Consider the following 19,069-nt stretch of genomic DNA (forward strand, 5'->3'; position numbering starts at 1 on the left):
GACCATGCGCGTTTTGTTTATGTGTACCGCCAATAGCTGTCGCAGCATCTTGTCTGAAGCCATGTTCAACCATCTTGCACCGCAGGGCTTCCAGGCCATCAGTGCCGGCAGCTTTCCGAAGGGGCAGGTCTTGCCCCGCAGCCTGACTACCTTGCAAGAGGCCGGAATCGATATCGATGGTTTGAGCAGTAAAGGTAATGACGCCTTCCAGAGCAACCCGCCGGATATTGTCATTACCGTCTGCGACAAGGCCGCCGGTGAGGCGTGCCCGGTATATTTCGGGCCCGCGCTCAAAGCCCACTGGGGGTTGGAAGACCCTTCAGAGGTCAAGGGCGACGAGGCAACCGTCGCGGCCGCCTTTCACGCCACCCTGGCGCACATCGAAACGCGCTGCCGGGCGTTCCTCGCCCTGCCCTTTGCCCAACTTGAGCCCGCGGCACTAAAGCGCGAACTCGACCGCATCAGCACCCTGTAACGGTAAATTCCGGCAATTCACAGATGCCTGAATACTGCTGCCGCGATGACCCCTGCCGCAATCGCGGGCAGAGGTTTCTTGAGCAGCAGCATTACCACTGCCGTGGTCAGCAAGGCCAGCCGTGCGCCGTTATCACCGTTAAGCGCCAAGGGCGCCAGGAGTGCGACCAGTACTGAGCCAGACATGGCGCTGATAAACTGCTGCACCCGGTAGTTGATGGGCACGAAGGACATGACGAAGACGCCCCCCAGGCGCGTGACCAGAGTCACCACGGCCATGATCAGGATGATGATAAATGCGCCGTAGCCTGCGCTATCAATGCTCATTTCTTCTTCTCCATCCAGACCGCACCCAGCACACCACCGGCCAATGCGCCGACTACTACATGGCTATTTTCCGGCAAATACCGGTGTGCCAGCAGTGATGAGGCGGCTGCCACGCACCAGATAATCAGCATGCGCAGGCTCTTTTGCCCGCCGATCACCATCGCCAGCAGAAAGCAGCCCATCACCATGTCCAGCCCAAGACTTACCGGGTCCTGGATTTCGCTGCCGAAATACACGCCCAGCCAACTGCCCAGTACCCAGGCCGCCCACAGGGCAATGCCGCCGCCCAAAATCAGGCCAACACCTGATTTGCCGCTGTTGAACGATTGCATCGACATCGCCCAGTTGGCATCCGAGATCACCATCATCACCCCGTAGCGCTTGGCAGCGGGAAGCTCGCGCAACCAGGGATACAAGGTCGCACCCATCAGAAGGTGTCGGGCATTGATCGCAAACACCGTAACGATCAAAGGAACAACAGGAACCTGCGCGCCCCATAGATCGAGAGCAGCAAATTGTGAAGCCCCGGCAAATACCAGGGCGCTCATCAGCAGACTCGACGAATCGTCCAGCCCGGTCTGCGCAGCGGCAAGACCAAAGGCTACCCCGAAGACCACCACAAACAGGGATATGGGCAAGAGCTGTTTGAAGCCATCCCATACCTCGCTCCAATCCAGCTCGACCGAGCGTTTATCCGCACTCAACAAAACATCATCTCCTTTGTGCTTCGACATGCTGCTTTTTTGCCAGCATTTTGTGGGTTCGAATTTAATCCAGAAAGGCCAACAAGTGTTAGAGCCTGATTCGACTTTCGAATAACCACAACCGACACAGTACTTGAAGAATTTGCAGAGGGTTTGGTGCTGCGCATGACCGAGAGACCAGCGCCTCTCACAAGAAAGGCGCCGGGTTTGTTCATATATTCAGATCGGCAAGACGCCATACTGATATGTCACTAAAACACCCGGTTCCGTTGACGGCAAAAGCGCTGGCCAACAGGCTGTCGGGGCGCGGGTAAATCCGACTGCTCAAGGTATAGGCACCATCGTCGACAAACACTTCGATCGACGAGCGATCAAGGAAAATCCGCAGCGCGATACGGGTTTGCTCCGCAGCAATCGGTACGCTGCGAACACCGCTCACACCGGCCCCCGAGCTTTGCCGGTCGAGTACCAGGCGGCGAGCCATCGCATCGAAATACAGCAAGGTGCGTTCCTTCCCGTCTTCGCTACAGCGCAGCGCCAAGCCAAAGCGCTCGGCGCTGCTGCCCGTCAGGTCGAGTTCAAGCTCGAACTCCAGAAGCGCGCCCTGCACATCGAGTACACAACTACCGGACTTGACCTCGCAGCTCTGCAACAGGGTCTGCGATTGCCTCAGCGCCGCCAGTTCACGGGCGGGACGCATGCGCAGCCGTTCACCGTCACGGCTCAACTCACGCGGCAACGATAGCGCCCCGCACCAATGATCGGCCTGAGTGGGCATCGGGCTCTCCCACATATCCATCCAGGCCCACAGCAGGCGGCGCCCGTCTGGCGCCAACAGGGTCTGTGCGGCATAAAAATCGTGACCGTGATCCAGCTCATGCAGATCACCGCGCACATGGAAGCAGCCGCTGTCATCCAGCTGGCCTGTTCGATAGCTGTTCTGAAACAGGTTCCAGTTATCGTAACCGGCGGGTTTCAGACCTTGCGGCGAATATAGAAAAAAATCGCGCCCATCCAGTTCAAAAATATCCGGGCATTCCCACATATAGCCATCCGGAACGCGTTGCCCCTGCAGCGCGCAGCCCAGATACTCCCAGTCATGCAAATCCCGGGAGCGGTAGAGTAAAAGCTGTGGGTCATCGCCCTGGCGAGCACCCAGTGCCATCCACCATTGGCCATCCCGGTTCCAGACCTTTGGATCACGCCAATGCATGACCGAGGGATCCGGTGGCGTTTGCAGGACCACGCCATGCTTGGTGAAATTAATCCCGTCCGTGCTGCTGGCCAGGCATTGCACTTGGCGAATCTTGTCGTCATCGCGCACCTCCCCCAGCCAGAGGTGCCCGGTGTAGATCAAGTACAAGGTATCGTCCAACACCACCGCCGAACCTGAAAAACAGCCGTCCCGATCGTAAGCTTCACTCGGCGCCAGGGCGATGGGCAAATGCTCCCAATGCACCAGGTCAGAGCTTTTGGCATGCCCCCAGTGCATCGGTCCCCACTGCGCTGAATAGGGATGGTGTTGATAAAACAGGTGGTATTCGCCGCGAAAAAACACCAGGCCATTCGGGTCGTTCATCCATCCCGCTGGCGGTGACAAGTGATAGCCAAGGCGATAGTCATTACCTCGTTCAGGCAATTTCTTTTCGATGGCGCGATGCGCTTGATCCAGCAGTGCAGCGTGCATGGCTTGGTCCTTACTTAAGGTTCATAACGGGTGACTGATTGAGCAATGGCGGGCAGTTCCCGCACCTGCAAGGCAGCGGATTTTTCTCCAGGGCGCAGCGGATCCGCGCGCAACAAGGTCCAGGACAGCACCAGACAAATGCCGACAAGTCCGGACATCAGAATGTAAACGTTGGCAAAGCCAAACTGGTCATAGCCAAAACCCACCAGCGGCGACAGCAGCATCGCCGTCAGTTGCTGGGCGAACTGGAAGCCCACCAGATAGATGGAAGCCGACAGGCGTGAATCAAAGTTCAGCGAAATATATTTGAATACCGAAACCAGCAGGATCGGTACTTCAATGGCGTGCATCATCTTGCAGGCCGCAACAGTCCAGACGTCTGTGGCCAGCCCGGAGCCAAGAATGCGCACAAACATGATGGCGCCAGCCAGTATCAACCCGTATTTGGCACCGGTACGGCTGACCACCCAAGGCGCCAGCAACAACAAGGCCGCCTCAAGCAATACCTGGCTTGAGTTCAAATAACCGTAGGCACTGGTCCCTTCTTGTGGTGTAGAAAAGAAGGATGAGAAATACACCGGGAACTGTTGTTCGTAGATCATGTAAATCCCGCAAACACCGGTCAGGTACACGCTGAATGCCCAGAAACGGGGCATCTTGAGCAACTGCCAGAGATCATCCAGATGCACCGGAGCCACTGCTGCGCCGGTATTCACGCCCTTTTGATGAAACCTGCTCAGATCCAATTGAGACAAAATCAGCAAGAAAGCGATCCCGGCTGCACTGCTCATGTAAAAGGCGATGTCAGGGTCAATGTTGAAGACCACGCCCACTACACATGTCGCCGCCGCCCAACCTAAAGACCCCCACATTCTGGTAGTGCCGAACTCGAACCCCATATGCCGTGAAAGGCGTTCGGTATAGCTCTCGATCACGCCAACGCCCGCGAGCATCGCAAGCGCCAGGAAAGCAGCGCCGACAATCGCCCCCAACACTACGTTTTCAGCCAGTAAATTGGCATACACGTAAATTGCGAACGGCGCCGAAGCACAGAGCAGAATACCAATCCAGACCAGCAGCTTCTTCGACAGCCCGAGCCGGTCCTGAAGTGCGCCATAGAAAGGTTGAATCAGCAGTGCCGCCACGGCATTGGCGGCGAACACATACCCGGTTTCCGTACCGCTGAGGCCTATCACTCGATGAAGCCATATAGAGAAAAGGGAGTAACTGGAAGACCACGCGAAAAAGAAAAAAAACAGCAAACCACTAATAAGCCAGTACTCACGTTTGACCGTCAGTTGCATGTGATGCCCCAATTATTTTTATTTAAGTTAACGTTAACATTTGCTCCATTATTACGCGCGGCAAACGCTTCGCTGTCAAGGTCCTGGAGTGCACACATACTCAAAAAGATCGTGTTGGCTGCATCACGGGGCTGCTGGGAGTGGGCTTGCTCACGATCGAATTGAATCCGGCTTGCGCCTGAAACCATCAATCACGATGTACAGCAACGGCCCTATGGACACAAAAACCGCCGTCACCAGCAAGTAAGGCAGCACCGATGCCAGCGATCGGCCTTTGGCACGTGCATCCCGGTACATCCAGATGCAGGCCATGACCGCGAGCAAATAGAGATCGATGACAACTTGAGCCGTGTCCGGGCTCGACATCAACCCAAGCCCGAACGCAATCAGCGACTGGTCGGCCTGCAGCATCGTGAATGCCGTGTATGCACAGAAGCCCAGCAGTACAGCGAGGGCGATATAAGGTCGGTTCATTGGCTTATCCGATTGAGGAGTACGGGCAATAAGTAAGTGATACTTTTGCCCCATCAGCAATGACCTCACAGGTCATGGACTCAACCCTGTGTCACTGCCAGAGTTAACGCATGAGCATCCAACCGTTCCCCCGCACCACCCCCCCGATAACTGCCGGCCCGCAGCTTCGATTATTGCGGCGTCAGGCCCGATTGAGCCAGCTGGATCTGGCCTTGATCACGGGTATTTCCCAGCGCCATTTGAGTTGCATTGAAACCGGGCGGGCCAAACCGAGCCCCGGTACATTGCATAACCTGTTGATGGCCCTTGAAGTCCCGCTGGAACACTGCAACAGCCTGTTTCTGGCCGCGGGTTACGCGCCACGCTACAAGACCACTGAGCTCTCCTCTGCGGCAATGACAGCGGTGCGTGACGCCATTAGCCATGTGCTGCACGCCAACAACCCCGCCCCGGCGATTGTGCTGGGCAGTCACTGGGAAGTCCTGGCCGCCAACGCCAGCACCGGTGTGTTGTTCGACTTGGTCGGGCTGCCCACGGATTCAGCACAGGAATTGAATTTGCTGACCACGCTGCTGCAACCCGGTGGTCTGGGCGACCACTTGATCAACCCCGAAGAAATAAGACGCCTGGCCTGGCAGAGAGCAACTCGCGAAGCTCTGGACAACCCCACACTGGCCAGCCTTCTGCAAACCCTCTCCGCCCCGGACTACTGCGCATCAATGGCCAGCGAGTTGCCGCCGCTGGTGTTGACCCGCATCAGAACACCCCAGGGCGAGCTGAACTTTATGTCCACTTTCACCACGTTCGGCATGCCGCTGGATATCACCGTGACCTCATTGCGTATCGAACACTTGATCCCGGCCGACGCGCAAACCTGGCAAACCATGACCGCTGCGTATGAGCGGTCACTGTGCTGAGTCGTATCAAGGGGAGTGTTATCAGCTCTGGCAGAACCGAATCCGGTTACCGAACGGATCATGGACTTCAAGAACCTGCCCCCAGCCTTGCTGGACAATTTCCGGTCGACCATACCCATAGCGTTTGCCTAGCAGCTCGTCGCGAAGCAGCTGGATATTGTGCATCGGGACAAATACCGTCGAGCCCGGGCTGGCATCGCCATGATGCTCCGACAGATGCAATTGCAGACCAGCGCGGCCAATCCCCAGATACAACGGTAAATCCGCTTCAAAGCGATGCTCGAACTCAACACTGAAACCCAGAAAGTCCAGATAGAACTCCCGTGCCTTGGCTTCGTCGAACATGCGCAATATGGGGATGGGTTTGTCGAACGTGACAGCAGGCACTGTGCTCTCGTGGGGGAGCCGGGTGCAGGCGGTATTCCAGTCCTTGTAACCCAATTGCAGGGCGACCAGTTCAAGGGCGATGGAGTGAGAGACCTCCTGATTGCGCTCCTGCAGCGAGGCTCGCAAGCTCTTGGCCATCTGTTTGGCTTTCTCGATTGACAACATGACTGCTCCTGGAGTCGAAGACTTTTGGTGCTCGCGTTGCCAAACCTCGACCGTCAAGAGAGATACGACAGGGCTTGAAAAGGAATGCTTTCACCTTCCCCATCGGGAGCGAGCGGCGGGCAGCATCGGCCAGTGCCGATAGTACACACCCGCCGCCTCGAGTCACAACCTCAGCCCGTAATTGTTACTTTGTAGCCGCTGAGGAGCGTAGCGAGGCTGCGTCCGGCTGCGCAGCAGGCGTAGAGTCAGATCATGCGGTGTATCAGGAGATTCCGGCACTTAGGTTTTACGACTGCGGCGCAGCCTCGCCAGCAGCTACTGACCCTGCACTACCCCCATGGCCCAGACCCAGCGGGTGATAACGAAGAATCGCGAGTGGTCATTCAATACTTGATCGACGGTAGAAACGCCTCGGCCAATACCGATGAAACCCTGCCGCTGCCATTGCCCACCACCCTGGCTGATGGCCTGTCCACGGTAGACGTGGGTGGCGAGGCCTTTCGCGTACTGGTCAGGACCACCGCACGGGGCGAACGGATTGCCGTTGCCCAGGAAGTCGACGCCCGCAACAAGGACGCCCGCGAAAGTGCCTGGCGCAGTTTGTTGCCCTTTCTGATTCTGTTTCCAGTCCTGCTGCTGGTAGTCAGTGATCTGGTGCGCAAATTGTTTCGCCCTATCGCGACCCTCGCCGCGCAAATCGACCAGCGTGCCGAGCAGGAGCTGCACCCGATTGACGAGCAGCATCTACCCACCGAAATCCGCCCCTTTGTGGTGGCCATCAACCGCCTGCTCGCACGCGTTGCGCTGTCCATGGACAGCCAGCGCCGGTTTGTCGCCGATGCTGCCCATGAACTGCGCTCGCCCATGACCGCGCTGTCACTGCAAGCCGAGCGACTGGCCGCGACCGAGATGCCGCCCCAAGCCCGCGAACGTTTGCAGCCGCTGTCCCTGGGCATTGAACGCAGCAGGCAACTGATCGACCAATTACTCAGCCTGGCCGCCGCGCAATTTACCTCGCAGCGTCCGCAAACCAGCGTTTCAGTGCATGCCGTGTATCGCCGGGTACTGGAAGATTTGTTGCCGCTGGCCGAACGCAAACAACTCGATATCGGGGTGGAGGGCGTGGAGGATGTGCAAGTCATGATCAACGAAATGGATCTGTTTACCCTGGTCAAAAACCTCACCGATAACGCGATCCGCTACACCCCTGAAGGCGGCAAAATCGATCTTTGCGTAGACCTGATCCAGGGCAACGCGCGCCTGCAGATCAAGGACACGGGGCCAGGCATTGCCCTCGAAGAGCAGGCCCGCATTTTTGATCCGTTCTATCGCAGCCTGGGCTCCGGCGAGACGGGCTCCGGGCTGGGGCTTTCAATCGTCAAGGCGATTGCCGAACGCATCGGCGCCAGGGTTGAACTGGATTTTTCGGATAAGCTCAACCACAGCGGTCTATGTGTCTCGGTCTGGTTGAACACCGGCCTGCGCTGACACCAAAGCACCTTCACTTACCTTCCAGGCAGATTTATGGGCTCGTCTTTCTATTCAAGCTGGACATTCTGGGCACTGCTTTCGGCGGTATTCGCCGCCATGACGGCGATTTTCGGCAAAATCGGCATCACCGGCATCAACTCCGACTTCGCCACCCTGTTGCGTACCGTGGTGGTGTTGGTCAGCCTGGCACTGATTGTGTATGCCACCGGCCAATATCAGTCGCTGGGTTCAATCTCGGCGCGCAGCTATCTGTTTTTAGTGTTGTCGGGGCTTGCCACCGGGGCATCATGGATTTGCTACTACCGCGCCCTGCAACTGGGCCAGGCATCGCTCGTGGCCCCCGTGGACAAACTCAGTGTGGTGATTGTCGCCGTGCTCGGGGTCACGCTGCTGGGCGAGAAACTCGACATCCGCCAATGGGCTGGTATCAGTTTAATCACCGTGGGCGTGGTATTGCTTGCCTGGCGCAAGTAATCCGCGTCATCAGCGCCGGTGAGCCAGAGAACGCACCAGCCGGTCGCCCAGACTCTGCACACTCTGGACCAGAATCACCAACACCAGGACGGTGGCAAACATCACCTGATTGTTAAAACGCTGGTAACCGTATCGGATCGCCAGATCCCCCAACCCGCCGCCGCCAATGATCCCGGCCATGGATGAAAAGCCAATCAGCATCACCAGAGTCAGGGTAATGCCCGCCAGCAGCGCGGGCAGCGCCTCGGGCAGCAGCACTTTGAAAATCACATGCCAGATATCGCCGCCCATGGCCAGAATGGCTTCGATGCGACCCTTATCGACTTCATCAAGGGCATTTTCAACAATCCGGGCAAAGAACGGAAAGGCGCCAATGGTGATTGGCACCACCGCAGCCGTACTGCCCAGCGTCGTACCGACCAGCAACCGGGTCAACGGAATCAAGGCAATCAGCATCACCACAAAAGGTAGCGAACGGCCGATATTGACCAGCCCACCCACAGTTTTGTTGAGCCTGGGCATCGGGTAGAGGCCGTTGCTGCGACTGATAAACAGCAACACGCCCAGAGGCAGACCGATCAGCAGGGTGAAGAGCCCCGCCAGCAGCACCATGTACAGGGTTTCACCGGTGGCATTGAGCACCAACTGCAAGATGTCGCTCCATTCAATTGTACGGTTCATGGACGTTCCACCCTGACGCCGCGTTGCTTGAGAAAATCCACCACCCGGCTCAATTGCGGCTCGGCGCTGTGCAGCCCCAGGGACACACGCAAACGCCCGACCCTGCGCCTAGCAACCGACTCGACGCCACTGGCCAGCAAGTCGACCTGTACGCCTTGCTGCTGAAGTTCGTTGATCACAGGAGCCGCCAGCAGATTGTCAAAAAAACTCAATTCCAGTGCCTGACTCTGATTGCCCAGGACGGTGCTGTAACCCGGCAGCAATGACCGGCCCAGGCTTGAATCCGGATTGGCCAGCAACTGCGCAATCGGCCCGGCTTCGACCAACCGACCGTGGGCCAGTGAGGCCGCGTGATTACAGATGGCCTTGACCACATCCAACTCGTGAGTGATCAGCACAATGGTCAACCCCAGTTGCCGGTTGATGTCGCGCAGCAGCTCAAGAATCGACGCCGTGGTGTCCGGGTCCAGGGCGCTGGTGGCTTCATCCGACAACAGATAAGCCGGTCGGGCAGCCAGGGCGCGGGCGATACCCACCCGCTGCTTCTGGCCTCCGGACAACTGCGAAGGAAACGCCTGGGCCTTGTCGCTCAACCCCACCAGATCGAGCAACTCACGCACGCGAATAGTGCGTTGCTCCTTGCTGACCCGGGCAATTTCCAGCGGCACCGCGATGTTGTCGAACACGTTGCGCGAGTGCAGCAGGTTGAAGCCTTGAAAAATCATGCCGATGCGCTGGCGTTGCTGGCGCAGTTCAAGTTCCGACAAGGCGGTCAGGTCCTTGCCGTCGAGTAAAATACGCCCCGAACATGGCCGCTCGAGTAGATTGAGGCACCGCAGCAGCGTCGATTTACCGGCACCGCTGCGCCCCAGAATCCCGTAGATCGCACCATCGGGGATACTTAAGGACACCTGGTCCAACGCAGGTGCCTGCCCTGCCCCGTAGGTTTTGCTCAACTGCTCGACCGTGATCATGGCTTAGCGTCCAGCGCTGCAACCGGAATCACCGACCCGGAATAGTTGTCGGTAATGAACTTGCTCACCTGGGGCAAAGCCAGGTCCCTGGCCAGTTGCTTGATCCGTGGATCGTCCTGCAACTTGAGCGTGGTCACCACGATATTGGCATAGGGGTTGTGCTCGACCTTCTCCAGCCCCAGTGCATCCTTGGCCGGCACCAACCCTGCTTCCAGGGCGTAATTGCCATTGATCACCGCCAGGTCCACGTCATCCAGCGCCCGGGGAATCTGTGGTGACTCGATTTCAAGGATTTTCAGTTGCTTTGGGTTCTCTGCGATGTCCTTGGGCGTCGCCTGATTGGCAGCAGGGTCGTTGAAACCTTCCTTTAGCTTGATCAGCCCGTTGTCCTGCAGCAGATACAGAGCGCGGCTCAGGTTAGTCACGTTATTGGGGACCGCCACCGTGCCATTTTGCGGCACTTGGTCGAAGCGTTGGTGGCGGTGCGAATAGATCCCCAGCGGCTCGATATGCACCGTCGCGGCGACGGCAAACTTCACCCCGAGGGCCTGCTCCTGAGAACGCAAAAACGGCAAGTGCTGGGTGTAATTGGCATCCACATCGCCATGTACCAGCAGTTCATTGGAGTTAACACCGGGCGGGATCTCGATGATCTTGAGGTTCAGTTGCGGGTCGATTTTTTGCACGTACTCCAGAATCTGCGCATGGGGCACCGCATCTGCTGCCACCCGTAGCGGCTGCTGGGCCAGCGCGTTGAAAGAAGCTACCAAAGCGCCGAGCACGGCCAGGGTCAGTCCTGTTTTTTTAAACATGTGGGTAATCCTTGATCTGGAGAAGGCTCAAGCGCTCAGCGCATTGGGGATCAACGCATCGGCGTAATAACGTTGTGCAACATCGGGGTGCGAGCGCAGACGGCCCTTGAGGTAGTTCCAGCCCACATCGCGAAACAATGGATTGGCCGGATCACTGACCGGGCCTCGTGCCTCGCGCAGCAGTGCAGCCGGCAAGGGATAAAGTGGCACCACGGCGTCCAGCTGCGCGCCGAGGAAAAACGCAATCGACAAGCGCTCGCTGCCCTTGGCAGGTGACAGCACCCGATGCACCGTGGCACGCAGATAGCCGTTGGTGGCCAGTTCCAGCAATTCGCCGATGTTCACCACCAGGGTGTTGGCCCGAGGTAGCGCGTCAATCCAGCGCCCCTCTTCAATTTCGACTTGCAGACCCGCCTGTTGATCCTGCAACAGAAAGCTCAGGAAGCCCGAGTCCTTGTGGGCGCCGACGCCTTGATTACTCTCGTCAGACGCCTGCCCCGGGTAACGCATCAGTTTGATATGTTCATTGGGTTTATCGCCGTACAGCTGGTCAAAAGCTTCTGGCCCCAATGCCAGCACCTGGGCAAAGGCACGCAACAAACGCAGCGACATGGCGGTCATGGCCTGCTGCCAGTCCAGCAACAGTGGCTTGAGCGTGGGCAAGGCTTGCGGCCATTGGTTGGGCCCCTGCAAACGCGCCCAATACGGGCTGTTATCCGTGGTTGGCAATACCTCCCTTTCGGCTCCCAGATCGAACTGCTCGCGAAGGTCCGGCTTGCCCCGGGTAATCTCGGAAGCAGCGCGGTTATAACCGCGAAAATGGGGGGAATTGATCATGCCGACCGCGGTTTTGTCGCGGTCCGGCAAGGCAAAAAAACGGCGGGCGTGATCCTGTACCTGCTGCAACAACTCACTGTCGATGCCATGCCCCGTCAGGTAGAAAAAACCCACATCGCGAGCTGCGTGACGCAGATCTTCAAGGAACCCCTGGCGCTGGGCAGCCGTGCCATCGAGCAACGACAAGTCCAGGGTTGGCAAGGCAATGATGTCTCGTGTATGCGGCATGGTTCACTCCCATGTGAAGCAGCTGAAAGACCCTGGACCGAGAAGTGTCCGGCGCTGACTTAAAGCTAAACGATCTTAAAAACAGGTAATAAATATCGTTTTAGCATTAGCTTAGGTTCATTTCAGGCAGCTTTTCCCCGCCGATGACAGCCTGCAAACCACGCCCTGTACGGCACAACGACACTTTCAGACAGATCCGCGGCCGAGGGAGTGACATTTCCTGCAAGCCGATCCTAGTATTGCTGGCGTTACCCCCTGCCTCTAAAAAAATAACGTATGGAAACTCGACAAATGCCCTTCCCCCGTACTCTTCTTGCCCTCTCTTTAGGCATGGCTCTACTGCAAAACCCGGCCTTCGCTGCGCCACCTCTGTCGATGGCCAACGGTGTTGCCCAAGTCAACACACAGGACAGCAACGCCTGGGTCGAGATCAACAAAACCGCGTTCGAACACAACATCCATGTGCTGCAAGCCACCCTCGCCGACAAGTCGAAAATCTGCGCTGTACTCAAGGCTGACGCCTACGGTCACGGTATCGGCCTGCTGATGCCATCGATCATCGCCACGGGTGTTCCGTGCGTGGGTGTCGCCAGCAACGAAGAAGCTCGCGTAGTGCGTGAAAGCGGCTTCAAGGGCCAGTTGATCCGCGTGCGTACGGCCGCCCTCAGCGAGCTGGAAGCCGCGCTGCCGTACAACATGGAAGAGTTGGTCGGAAACCTTGATTTCGCCGTCAAAGCCAGCCTGATCGCCGAAAAACACGGCCGTCCATTGGTGGTTCATCTGGGCCTGAACTCCAGCGGCATGAGCCGAAACGGCGTGGAAATGACCACTGCCGAAGGCCGCCGTGACGCGGTCGCGATCACCAAAGTACCTAACCTTGAAGTCCGCGCGATCATGACCCACTTCGCGGTTGAAGACGCCGACGACGTGCGTGCCGGTCTCAAGGCGTTCAACCAGCAGGCCCAGTGGTTGATCGACACGGCTCAACTGGATCGCAGCAAAATCACCCTGCACGCAGCCAACTCGTTTGCCACGCTTGAAGTGCCCGAGTCGCATCTGGACATGGTCCGCCCTGGCGGCGCGCTGTTCGGTGACACCGTGCCGTCCCACACCGACTACAAGCGCGTGATGCAATTCAAATCCCACGTCGCTTCGGTCAACAGCTACCCCAAAGGCAACACCGTGGGCTACGACCGCACTTACACCCTGGGCCGTGACTCGAAGCTGGCCAACATCACCGTTGGCTACTCCGATGGCTATCGTCGGGCCTTCACCAACAAAGGCATCGTGTTGATCAACGGCCACCGTGTACCAGTGGTGGGCAAAGTGTCGATGAACACACTGATGGTCGACGTTACCGACGCGCCGGATGTAAAAAGCGGCGATGAAGTTGTGCTGTTCGGACAACAGGGCAAGGCTGAAATCAGCCAGGCAGAAGTTGAAGACATCAACGGCGCACTGTTGGCCGACCTGTACACAGTGTGGGGCAACTCCAATCCCAAGATCCTGATCGAAAAATAACTCGACCCGGCAAACAACATGCGTGGGAGCGAACCTGTTCGCGAACTTCTCAAACCTTCGCGAGCAGGCTCGCTCCCACAGAGTGTCAGGTCGGGATGTATTCCTCCCTGACACCCGGCACTTGCAGAATCTTCCTGATCATCTCATCAGCCATCACTTTGGTCGTCCCCCTGAACTCGATGGTGACGCTTTCGGTATCACTGGTCGGCCCCTGCTCGATAACCAGCTGTTTGATCCTGTCCGAGCGCTCGCCTAAAATTTGCGTAAGCGTTTGCCACGACAACGCACTGGATGGCGCCACCAGCTTGACCACATGAATCTGCACATAATCGCGGTAGATTCGTTCCAGCGGTTTAATCACTACCAGAATCATCAGGATCAAAAAGGTAGCCGCCAGTCCCAACAGATAAAACCCGCCCCCCACCGACAAACCGATGGCTGCCACAGCCCACAAGCTGGCTGCCGTATTGAGCCCCCTGATAACTTCACCACGGACCAGAATCGATCCGGCACCTAAAAAACCAATGCCGGTGACAACCTGAGCCGCGATCCGCGATGGGTCGAGCTGGGTGCCAGGCATGGTCAGCGCCTGCTGAAAACCAAAAGCCGAGACAATCATGAACAGGCAGGCACCGGTTGAGACCAGCATGTGCGTGCGAAGCCCGGCTGTCCAAAAATGATGCTCTCGCTGAAAGCCTATAAGGCTGCCGTAAAATGCCGCCAACAGCAGGCGAACACACATTTCTCCCTCAGAAATCATATCCGCTCCTCTTGCGCCGACGAGGCGCCAAGAATGCAGCATAGCTCGGCGCGAAGAATCGGCAGGCAAACCTGTGGCAGCGTCGCTCACAGAACAGAATCAAAGAATGTAAACAAGCCTGCTATGATCGGCGCTTTTCATCGACAGGATCGAATCGCGCCCAATGGATTACCGTCAGCCCTCCGAGCGCAAAAGCATGCATGCGCGCATCGTTCAAGAACTCGGCATGCAGATTGTTTCCGGGCGCTTTAAACCCGATGACAAACTGCCCGCCGAAGCCTTGTTGTGCGAAGAGTACGCCGTCAGCCGCCCCGTGTTGCGCGAAGCCACACGGGTATTGGTTGCCAAGGGCCTGGTGTATTCCCGCCCCCGGGTGGGCACCGTGGTCAAGCCGCGCCGCGAATGGCATATGCTCGACCCTGACGTACTGCACTGGCTGATGCAAAGCTCTCCGCAAAACGAGTTTTTTGCATTGCTGACCAGCGTGCGCAGCATCATCGAACCTGCCGTTGCAGCCCTCGCTGCTCAACACGCGACTGATGAAGAAGTGGCCTCGATCCGCGAAGCCTACGAGCGTATGGAAAACGCAGCGAGCCCCGAAGCGCTGTTGCAACCGGATCTGGACTTCCACAGCCGGATTGCCGACGCGACTCACAACGACCTGCTGGCCAATCTGTGCAATATGTTGTCGCTGGCTTTGCGTGAGGCGTTGAAGCACTCCAATCGCCGACCCAACCTGCATGAACTGGCCTTGCCTCGGCACAAGGCGATATTGACCGCCATCGAAAACCACGACGCCCTCGGCGCCCGGCATGCCACGCTGGTGCAACTGGATGATGCGCGAAACGCGCTGGATGTGGTGTTGGGTAACTGTTGAACACAGCGTTGTAGCCGCTGCCGAATGTATTGGGGATAGACAGAGACAAAAAAGGCGCCGCCCGATCACTCGGGCGACGCCTTTTGTACCCACGCAGTTTACGCCAGGCTTTTGCTCACCACTTCAAACACGTCGCTGGACAGCTCGCCCGAGCTGCGGATGCGCTCAAGCTCTGCCTTCATCAACGCCTGACGGGCGCTGTCGTATTTGCGCCAGCGGGTCAACGGTGCCAGTTGCCGCGAAGCAATCTGCGGGTTGAAGGCATTGAGCTGGATCACCAGATCCGCCAGGAAGCGATAGCCCGAACCATCAGCCGCATGGAAGTTGATCAGGTTTTGTCCGGCAAACGCACCGACCAGCGCCCGCACCTTGTTCGGGTTCTTGATGTTGAACGCCGGGTGCTCCATCAGCTCACGCACGCGCTGCAAACCACCAGGCTGGGTGCTTCCCGCCTGAACGCTGAACCACTGATCCATGACCAGCGGGTTGTCCTTGAACTGCTCGGCAAAACTGGCCAGCGCGGCGGCCTTTTCAGCCACAAATGGCGAGTTGATCAAGACGGCCAGGGCCGTCAGGCGCTCGGTCATGTTATCGCTGTGCTCGAACTGCTCCAGGGCCGCGGCCAGAACGTCAGGCTTGCCGGTAAGCATCAGGTACGACAGCGCGATGTTTTGCAGTGCGCGACGGGCAAAGTGCTCGGCTTCAGCCAGGTACGGGGTGACTTTCGACACGGCACGATTGGCCTGGTAACGCGCCCACAATCCTTCAAACAGGCTGTCGGCCAATTGCTTGCGAGCGAACTCGCGGGCAATGTGAATCGCGTCGACATCGGCCACGTCACTGATTTCAGTCAGGTAGGCTTCCCCTGGCAACGACAGCATTTCAGCCACCATCGCCTGATCCAGCTCAGGGTTGCCCAGCACACTGCGCAAGGCCTCAACCAGACGCTGGTCCATGACCAGTGCTTCGCCGCGTTGATGTTGAGCGATCAGCTCTTGCAGCACCTGCACTGACAGCTGTTGACCGGCATCCCAACGGTTAAAGCCGTCGGTGTCATGCTGCATCAGGAACATCAGTTGGTCACGGCTGTAGGCAAAGCTCAGCTTCACCGGGGCCGAGAACCCGCGCAGCAGCGAAGGCAACGGCTTTTGGTTGACGCCGATAAAGGTAAAGGTCTGCTCGGCTTCGGTCACCGACAGCACACGGCTGGTGCCGGACGCGGCAGTTTCACCCGCCAGTTGCAGCGCGATTTCAGCGCCCTGGGCGTTGAGCAGGCCCAGCTCCACCGGAATCACAAACGGCAGTTTTTCGACCTTGTCCGGGGTCGCCGGGCAGCTTTGGGCAAAGGTCAGGCTGTAGGTTTTTTGCTGTGCGTCATAGTGCTCACTCACCGCCAGACGCGGCGTACCCGCCTGGCTGTACCAGCGCTTGAACTGGCTCAGGTCGGCGCCGTTGGCGTCTTCCATGGCCTTGATAAAGTCGTCGCAGGTCACGGCTTGGCCGTCATGGCGCTCGAAGTACAGATCGCTGCCTTTGCGGAAACCCTCGGCCCCCAGCAAGGTGTGGATCATGCGCACCACCTCCGAACCCTTCTCATAAACGGTCAGGGTGTAGAAGTTGGAGATTTCGATAAAGCTGTCCGGGCGCACCGCGTGGGCCATCGGGCCTGCGTCTTCAGCGAACTGGTGGGTGCGCAAAAAGGCCACGTCCTGGATGCGTTTAACGGTGCGCGAGTTCATGTCTGCCGAGAACTCGGAATCACGGAATACCGTAAAGCCTTCCTTGAGCGACAGCTGGAACCAGTCACGGCAGGTCACGCGGTTGCCCGACCAGTTGTGGAAGTATTCGTGAGCGACGATGGCCTCGACCCGCTGGTGAGCGGCGTCGGTAGCGGTTTCGGCGCGGGCCAGCACGGCGCTGGAGTTGAAGATATTGAGGCCCTTGTTCTCCATCGCGCCCATGTTGAAGTCGTTCACGGCCACGATCATGAAGATATCCAGATCGTACTCACGACCGTAGGTTTCTTCGTCCCAGCGCATGGATTTTTTCAGGCTGGTCATGGCGTGCTGGCACTTGTCGATGTTTTCCGGCTCGACATAAATACGCAGCGCCACAGTGCGCTCGCTCATGGTGGTGAAGGTATCTTCAACGCACCACAGATCACCGGCAACCAGCGCAAACAGGTAGGCCGGTTTCATGAACGGGTCCTCCCAGGTCGCCCAGTGCCGACCATCTTCATCGGGGCCGCTGGCAATCGGGTTGCCGTTGGACAGCAGAATCGGATAGCGGTGCTGCTCAGCCACCACAGTGGTGGTGAACGTGCTCATCACGTCCGGACGGTCGAGGTAATAGGTGATCTTGCGAAAGCCTTCGGCCTCGCACTGGGTGCAGAACATCCCGCCGGACTTGTACAGGCCTTCCAGCGCGGTGTTGGTTTCGGGGTGGATCCTGACGCTGGTATCGACCACAAACTGCGCGGTGGTCGGGTGCAGGGTCAAGTGGCTGTCGTCGAGCTGATAATCAACCGCCGTGAGTTCGGCGTCGTCGAGTTTGACCGACAGCAATTCAAGCTGCTGACCGTCCAGCATCAGTGCCGGGAAACCCGCGCCACGGGCAGGATTACGGCGCATCACCAGTTGCGCATGGACCAGCGTGTGGTCCTCGAACAACTCGAAGGTCAGGTGCGTTTCGTCGATCAGATACTCAGGCGCCTGGTAGTCCTTCAGGTAGATCATTTGCGGTTGTTCGGTGCGCATGCTGGAGTCCTTTTACTGATGCACGGCCATCTGGTAGGCCGTGTATTTGCGGATATTGATAACGCCGGTGTCAAAGATCAGGTACTGGCCCTTGATCCCCATCAGCGTGCCTTCAACGATCGGATCTTTATCCAGATTAAAGCTGACGATCTTGCTCGGGTACTGCTCGACCGGGTAGCGAATCTCGATGGGCTCGACCTCATGCAGCGGCTGGACCGCTTGCAGGCCAAAACGCTCCTGCAGGGTTTGCATGCCTTCGGCGCAGCTCTCGAACAGTTGTGCACGCACCGAGGCGAGGTCCACAGGCGCAGCGTCGCCCTTGAGCAGTGCACGCCAGTTGGTGCGGTCGGCCACTTGCGAGCGGAACAGGTCTTCAACAAACCCCGATTGCTGACGGGTTGCCACCCGCACAATCGGTAGTGCCTGACTGGCACCCTGATCCAGCCAGCGCGTGGGTAACTGCGTGGCACGAGTGATACCGACCTTGACCCCGGAGGAGTTGGCCAGATACACCACGTGATCAGTCATGCAGAACTGCTCGCCCCACGACGGATCACGGCAGGTGCCTGCGTCGTAATGGCAACGCTCCGGGCTCATTATGCAGACATCGCATTGCGCCAGCTTGGTCATGCACGGGTAGCAGTAGCCCTGACTGAAGCTTTTTTTGGTTTTGCGCCCGCAGTGGGAGCAGTTGATCTGCCCCAGGTATTCGAGACGCAGTTTGGTGCCGATCAAGGGATTGACCGGCACCTCGGTATCGCCCAAACGAAACGCATATTGAACGGTCGGCGTTTCAAGGCTTGCCGACATTTTGCTGATTGCACCGCGACCAATCTCAATCAATGGATAGCATCCGATTTGAACAGGATGTTCGGCACTGGCGCCGATTTGGAGCTGCACTCTTGCGGCCCCATGTAACCGGTGCGCTGGTCTTCTGGCAGGTTTTGCACTTCCCAGGCAATCATCGCTTGCAGCGACAGTTCGCGTTGTTCGGCAGTCAGCTTATTGCCATCAGCCCATTTACCGATTTCCACGGCCAGTTTCAGGCTCTGATAAATATCGGGGGTGATGTTTTGAATCATTTCGTTGAAAGAGGACATGGTTCTGTTTCCACTCTTTAATAATTTGAGGTGTAAGGCTTATCGCAAATCCATTCGTAGCAGCTGCCGAAGGCTGCGTTCGATTGCGAAGCGATCGTAAAACCTGAAAACCGGATTCA

Annotated in this window: 19 protein-coding genes and 1 pseudogene; 6 read left to right on the plus strand and 14 right to left on the minus strand. The window is 57.8% G+C overall.

Annotated features, from left to right (window positions below):
- The first annotated feature begins 4 nt into the window (after positions 1 to 4).
- Positions 5 to 475, plus strand: a complete 471-nt coding sequence (locus V6L79_RS16560; protein WP_261738395.1) for an arsenate reductase ArsC — start codon at positions 5 to 7, stop codon at positions 473 to 475.
- Positions 476 to 492: 17 nt separating this feature from the next.
- Here V6L79_RS16560 and V6L79_RS16565 read toward each other — a convergent pair whose 3' ends face one another.
- The 5 genes from V6L79_RS16565 to V6L79_RS16585 all read right to left on the minus strand — a co-directional run bounded on the left by V6L79_RS16565 (position 493) and on the right by V6L79_RS16585 (position 4,970).
- Complete coding sequence (locus V6L79_RS16565; RefSeq protein WP_261738396.1) at positions 493 to 801, minus strand: AzlD family protein; 309 nt, start codon at positions 799 to 801, stop codon at positions 493 to 495.
- Positions 798 to 1,508: an AzlC family ABC transporter permease gene (locus V6L79_RS16570; RefSeq protein ID WP_338579194.1), complete on the minus strand. Its 711-nt coding sequence runs from the start codon at positions 1,506 to 1,508 to the stop codon at positions 798 to 800. Before V6L79_RS16570 ends, V6L79_RS16565 begins: the two co-directional genes overlap by 4 nt.
- Positions 1,509 to 1,716: 208 nt before the next feature.
- Positions 1,717 to 3,192, minus strand: coding sequence for a sucrose-6-phosphate hydrolase (locus V6L79_RS16575; RefSeq protein WP_338579195.1), 1,476 nt, complete (start codon positions 3,190 to 3,192; stop codon positions 1,717 to 1,719).
- A 14-nt stretch (positions 3,193 to 3,206) separates the two neighbouring features.
- On the minus strand, positions 3,207 to 4,496 hold the full coding sequence (locus V6L79_RS16580; protein WP_261738399.1) for an MFS transporter: 1,290 nt from the start codon (positions 4,494 to 4,496) through the stop codon (positions 3,207 to 3,209).
- A 150-nt stretch (positions 4,497 to 4,646) separates the two neighbouring features.
- Positions 4,647 to 4,970: a DUF2834 domain-containing protein gene (locus V6L79_RS16585; protein ID WP_338579196.1), complete on the minus strand. Its 324-nt coding sequence runs from the start codon at positions 4,968 to 4,970 to the stop codon at positions 4,647 to 4,649.
- A gap of 110 nt (positions 4,971 to 5,080) precedes the next feature.
- Between V6L79_RS16585 and V6L79_RS16590 the strand changes: the two genes are divergently transcribed.
- Positions 5,081 to 5,887, plus strand: coding sequence for a helix-turn-helix domain-containing protein (locus tag V6L79_RS16590; protein WP_261738401.1), 807 nt, complete (start codon positions 5,081 to 5,083; stop codon positions 5,885 to 5,887).
- Positions 5,888 to 5,908: 21 nt separating this feature from the next.
- Here the strand turns inward: V6L79_RS16590 and V6L79_RS16595 are convergent, their stop codons facing one another.
- Positions 5,909 to 6,439: a VOC family protein gene (locus tag V6L79_RS16595; protein WP_261738402.1), complete on the minus strand. Its 531-nt coding sequence runs from the start codon at positions 6,437 to 6,439 to the stop codon at positions 5,909 to 5,911.
- A 309-nt stretch (positions 6,440 to 6,748) separates the two neighbouring features.
- Here V6L79_RS16595 and V6L79_RS16600 point away from each other — a divergent pair.
- Together V6L79_RS16600 and V6L79_RS16605 are read left to right on the plus strand one after the other, a co-directional pair.
- Positions 6,749 to 7,927: pseudogene (locus tag V6L79_RS16600) on the plus strand (ATP-binding protein); the annotation flags it as partial.
- A gap of 36 nt (positions 7,928 to 7,963) precedes the next feature.
- Positions 7,964 to 8,404, plus strand: coding sequence for an EamA family transporter (locus V6L79_RS16605; protein ID WP_338579197.1), 441 nt, complete (start codon positions 7,964 to 7,966; stop codon positions 8,402 to 8,404).
- 9 nt (positions 8,405 to 8,413) lie between these two features.
- On the opposite strand, the gene V6L79_RS16610 is transcribed toward V6L79_RS16605, so the two are convergent.
- From V6L79_RS16610 to V6L79_RS16625, 4 genes are read right to left on the minus strand one after another with little or no spacing between them, the layout of a single operon-like run.
- The gene (locus tag V6L79_RS16610; RefSeq protein ID WP_343228827.1) at positions 8,414 to 9,085 is read right to left on the minus strand and encodes a methionine ABC transporter permease; all 672 of its coding nucleotides are present in this window, start codon (positions 9,083 to 9,085) and stop codon (positions 8,414 to 8,416) included.
- Positions 9,082 to 10,059 carry a methionine ABC transporter ATP-binding protein gene (locus V6L79_RS16615; RefSeq protein ID WP_338579198.1) on the minus strand — a complete coding sequence of 326 codons (978 nt, stop codon included), beginning with the start codon at positions 10,057 to 10,059 and terminating at the stop codon, positions 9,082 to 9,084. Before V6L79_RS16615 ends, V6L79_RS16610 begins: the two co-directional genes overlap by 4 nt.
- Complete coding sequence (locus V6L79_RS16620) at positions 10,056 to 10,871, minus strand: MetQ/NlpA family ABC transporter substrate-binding protein (protein WP_261738411.1); 816 nt, start codon at positions 10,869 to 10,871, stop codon at positions 10,056 to 10,058. Before V6L79_RS16620 ends, V6L79_RS16615 begins: the two co-directional genes overlap by 4 nt.
- A 27-nt stretch (positions 10,872 to 10,898) precedes the next feature.
- Positions 10,899 to 11,936, minus strand: coding sequence for an isopenicillin N synthase family oxygenase (locus V6L79_RS16625; RefSeq protein WP_338579199.1), 1,038 nt, complete (start codon positions 11,934 to 11,936; stop codon positions 10,899 to 10,901).
- Positions 11,937 to 12,227: 291 nt separating this feature from the next.
- On the opposite strand from V6L79_RS16625, the gene alr reads away from it, so the two are divergent.
- Positions 12,228 to 13,457 carry an alanine racemase gene (gene alr / locus V6L79_RS16630; protein ID WP_338579200.1) on the plus strand — a complete coding sequence of 410 codons (1,230 nt, stop codon included), beginning with the start codon at positions 12,228 to 12,230 and terminating at the stop codon, positions 13,455 to 13,457.
- 85 nt (positions 13,458 to 13,542) lie between these two features.
- Here the strand turns inward: alr and V6L79_RS16635 are convergent, their stop codons facing one another.
- Positions 13,543 to 14,307 carry an MgtC/SapB family protein gene (locus tag V6L79_RS16635; protein ID WP_338579201.1) on the minus strand — a complete coding sequence of 255 codons (765 nt, stop codon included), beginning with the start codon at positions 14,305 to 14,307 and terminating at the stop codon, positions 13,543 to 13,545.
- Positions 14,308 to 14,380: 73 nt separating this feature from the next.
- Between V6L79_RS16635 and V6L79_RS16640 the strand changes: the two genes are divergently transcribed.
- A complete protein-coding gene (locus tag V6L79_RS16640) occupies positions 14,381 to 15,094 on the plus strand; it encodes a FadR/GntR family transcriptional regulator (protein WP_261738415.1) in 714 nt (237 codons plus the stop codon).
- Between the two features lie 98 nt (positions 15,095 to 15,192).
- Here the strand turns inward: V6L79_RS16640 and pepN are convergent, their stop codons facing one another.
- From pepN to V6L79_RS16655, 3 genes are read right to left on the minus strand one after another with little or no spacing between them, the layout of a single operon-like run.
- A complete protein-coding gene (gene pepN / locus V6L79_RS16645) occupies positions 15,193 to 17,850 on the minus strand; it encodes an aminopeptidase N (protein WP_321833335.1) in 2,658 nt (885 codons plus the stop codon).
- 12 nt (positions 17,851 to 17,862) lie between these two features.
- The gene (locus V6L79_RS16650; RefSeq protein WP_338579202.1) at positions 17,863 to 18,693 is read right to left on the minus strand and encodes a DUF2797 domain-containing protein; all 831 of its coding nucleotides are present in this window, start codon (positions 18,691 to 18,693) and stop codon (positions 17,863 to 17,865) included.
- The gene (locus tag V6L79_RS16655; RefSeq protein WP_261738418.1) at positions 18,690 to 18,950 is read right to left on the minus strand and encodes a YeaC family protein; all 261 of its coding nucleotides are present in this window, start codon (positions 18,948 to 18,950) and stop codon (positions 18,690 to 18,692) included. The genes V6L79_RS16650 and V6L79_RS16655 overlap by 4 nt, the downstream gene beginning before the upstream one ends.
- Positions 18,951 to 19,069 lie beyond the last annotated feature (119 nt).

It is taken from the genome of Pseudomonas sp. ML2-2023-6 (assembly GCF_037055265.1).
In the GTDB taxonomy this organism is placed as follows: Bacteria; Pseudomonadota; Gammaproteobacteria; order Pseudomonadales; family Pseudomonadaceae; genus Aquipseudomonas; species Aquipseudomonas kulmbachensis.